General features: G+C 67.5%; 3 protein-coding genes. All 3 read right to left on the bottom strand.

Annotated elements, in window-relative coordinates:
* Positions 1–1812, bottom strand: a 1812-nt coding sequence (locus JO059_RS02155) for a galactan 5-O-arabinofuranosyltransferase (protein ID WP_293314417.1), incomplete at its 3' end; no start/stop codon positions are given.
* Between the two features lie 2 nt (positions 1813–1814).
* Complete coding sequence (locus JO059_RS02150) at positions 1815–2579, bottom strand: decaprenylphospho-beta-D-erythro-pentofuranosid-2-ulose 2-reductase (protein ID WP_293314415.1); 765 nt, start codon at positions 2577–2579, stop codon at positions 1815–1817.
* On the bottom strand, positions 2580–3447 hold an 868-nt coding region (locus tag JO059_RS02145; RefSeq protein ID WP_293314413.1), incomplete at its 5' end, for a D-arabinono-1,4-lactone oxidase. It lies immediately after the preceding gene.

The following is a 3447-nucleotide window of genomic DNA, read 5'->3' as shown; positions in this document are numbered from 1 at the left end:
GACGACGAAGCGCGGGTCGGCGAACAGCGAGGCCCGCAGGTCGACGGTATAGCGGCGAACATTCGGCTGGTTGGGGTAGACGTCCTGGGCCAGCCGCAGCGTGTAGTTATTGTTCGCGCCGCGGCGCATGAGAAAAACCGTCGGCGGCGGCCACGGCGACGTGTCCAACGCGTGAATGAACTCGTCGGCGGTCTTGAGCGTGGACCACTTCTCGATCTGTGCGGCTCGCAAATCGAACTGCGCCAGCGGGTTGGCGTAGTGCGAGGTCAGCCCCTGGAATCCCCAGTAGGGGTAGTAGGAAAGGAAACTGTAGTCGGCGGTCATCACCACGACCTGATCGCGCGGCTTGCCGGTCACCTTGCCGATGGTGGCGTCGATGACGGAGTAAAACTTCTCGGCGCTCGGTGGGCGGCGGTCGCCGCGCTGGCCGTGGCCGTCGGTGTCGGTATAGGCGATCGTGAGATCGGGCCGCAGCACGTCGGGAATGTCCTGGCTGAACGCTATCGCCGCGGCCAGCCCGAGCGCGCCGGCCACCGGCACGACGGCGCGGCCGCGCGGGGCCAGCGCCCGGGTCGCCTCGATGAAGCCGAACGCGCCGGCCGCGACCAGCAGCACGGTCAGCGTCGGCTGCAGCCGAAACGACAGCAGCGTGGTGCGCGCGAGCGTGGTCAGCATCGACAGCAGCGACCACAGGTAGACGGACAGGACGCCGATCCCCAGCGCGGCCGCCCGCACCGACGACGTCGCGTGGGCCACCAGCCACAGCGTGCCGAGCAGGCAGACCGCGCCCAGCAGGGAGAACTGCAGCATCGGGAAGGTGAGCGCGGCGCCGTCGGCGGGCAGGTAGTGCAGGGCGCTGCCGCTGTTGCTGACCGGGCTGCGGGCGGCGCGCAACAGGAACGGCAGCCAGGTGGTGCTCGCAATGGCCGCCGCGATGGCGGCGATGACGCCCAGCCGGCGCAGCGGATCGAGGGCGGCCGTGAACCCGTCGCGCCGCCACCGCCCCCCTGCCAGTAGCAGCGCCATCACGGACATCGTGAACGCGGTGAAGCCGAACAGCAGCGTGTACCAGGTGGCCGTGAAGCCCACGAACAGCCCGGCGCCGATCACCGCGGCCCAACCGCCGCGCTCGCCGGCGCGCAGTCCCGACCAGGTCAGCACCAGCACCGGCGGCAACAGCACGGTGATCATCGCGGAGTAGGGCTCGGGGGAGCCGTAGGCCAGCGTCGCGGCGGCCGTCGCCGCGGTGACGATCAGCGCGTACTCGAAGCGGATCATCCGCCACCACAGCACCAGCGCGACGGCCACCGCAATGGTGATCGAGGTGATGGCCCACGGCTTGAAGACCTCCCAGGCCGGCGTCCCGGTCAGCGCCGCGACGCGGCCGCCGATCCAGAACCAACCGGGCGGGTAGAACGTCGGCAGCCCGAGGTAGGTCATGTCGTGCAGGGCCGGGCTGTCGGCGAGCCGGGTCACGTACTCGGTGCGGAACTGCTGGTCGACGGAGATGCCGAACAGATAAAGCTTGGTGGCCCCGAGAGGCATGCCCAGCGTCACGACGGTGAAAGCCGAGACGAAAACCAGCCCGCCCAGCTGAGCCAGGCGGCGGTATCGGCGCCACAGCCAGCCCACCGCGACCAGCCCGGCCAGGCAGCCGACCTGCCCGACGGTGGTCAGCGCGTGCAGCTGATTGGACGACGGGAAGGCGGGCCATTGCACGCCGGCGATCGCGATCAGCGCCGGCACCGCAACCAACACCGCGACCGCCGCCGCGCCCATCATCTGGCCCAGGGTGGCCAGGGCGGTGCGCATGCTCAGATGGGCAGCTTGCGGAAGATGCTCCGCGGAATGTGTCGCAACACCATCATCACATACCGGAATGCTGCTGGCGCCCAAACTAATTCCTTACCTTTTGCCGCCGACGTCACCGCGAGCTCGGCGACGTACTCCTTGTCGACGGTGAGCGGCGCCTCCTTGATGTGCGCGCTCATCCGGGTGCGCACCTGGCCCGGCCGGATCACCAGGACGCGAACGCCGTACTCGCGCAACGCCTCACCCAAACCCAGGTAGAACCCGTCCAGGCCGGCCTTCGTGGAGCCGTAGACGAAGTTGGACCGCCGGACCCGCTCGCCGGCCACCGTGCTCATCGCGATGATCTGACCGAAGCCCTGCGCGCGCATCTTTTCGGCCAACAGCACGCCCACCGAAACCGCTGCGGTGTAGTTGATTTCGGCAGCCATGACGGCCTTGCGCTGGTTCTGCCACAGCTCTTCGGCGTCACCGAGGATGCCGAACGCGACGATCGCCACGTCGACGTCGCCGCCGGCGAACGCCTGGTCGATCGTCTTCGGGTGGCTGTCCGTGTCGAGGGCTTGAAAGTCGATGAGCTCCACCGACCGCGCGCCGGCGGCCTTCATCTGGGACACCGCGTCGTCGCGGCCCGGGTCATCCGGCATGGCCGCCAACAGGATCCGCGCGTGCGCGTTCTGCAGATAGCGCTCGCAGATGGCCAGGCCGATCTCGGACGTGCCGCCGAGCAGCAGGATGGTCTGCGGGTTTCCCACGGCGTCCAGCACCATTTACAACAGCTCCAAACGTCGGGCCATGTCCGAAGCGAACACCCCCGAGGGATCCACCTTGCGGCGCACCGCGATCCACTCGTCGATGCGCGGGTACATGGCGTGGAAGGTTTCAGCGCTCGCGCGGGAATCCTTGGCGGTGTAGACCCGGCCGCCGAATTCCAGTACGCGCCGGTCGAGTTCGTTGAGAAACTCGTTGACCCCGGGCTTGTTCGGGAAGTCCATCGCGACGTTCCAGCCGGTCATCGGGAAGCTCAGCGGTGCGCGGTTGCCCGGGCCGAAAAGCTTGAACACGTTAAGGAACGAGTAATGGCCCTGGGCTTGAATCCAGCGGATGATGCCCTTGAACTCCTCCATCGCGTCCGGCGGCACCAGGAACTGATGTTGGGCGAAACCCCTTGGGCCATAGGCATACTGCCATCCGGTCGTCAAGTCCAGCATGTGATAGAACTGCGTCAGGTTGACGATCTTGTCCTGATAGTTCCCGCTCATCCGGTAGAAGGCCTCACCGACCATGCTTCCCGTCAGCTTGGTCACCACACCGAAAGGGAAGACGTTGGGCACCGCCGGCAACTGCGGGGCAGTGAACTGCAGCGGATTCTTGGCGAGCTTGGGTGGTAGCTGGTCCACCTTGGCCAGGCTGCCGCGGCTGATCGCCGCGCGGCCCAGCTTGGGCGGCGCGCTGATCGAGTCGAACCAGGCGCTGGAATAGGTGTAGTTGTCCTCGGTGCCGTCCAGGTGCACGGCGACCGTCTCGTCCAGGTCATGAGTGGCGATGCCGTCGGCGATGAAGTAGGCAGTCTCCGTCGGCGTCATCTCGATGGTGGCCCGCAGGATGATCCCCGTCAGGCCGTTGCCGCCGACCGTC

This window comes from Mycobacterium sp., from assembly GCF_019247615.1.
GTDB lineage: Bacteria > Actinomycetota > Actinomycetes > Mycobacteriales > Mycobacteriaceae > Mycobacterium.
The sequence above is the reverse complement of the archived record's forward strand: the minus strand, read 5'-3'. Positions and strand labels throughout refer to the sequence as shown.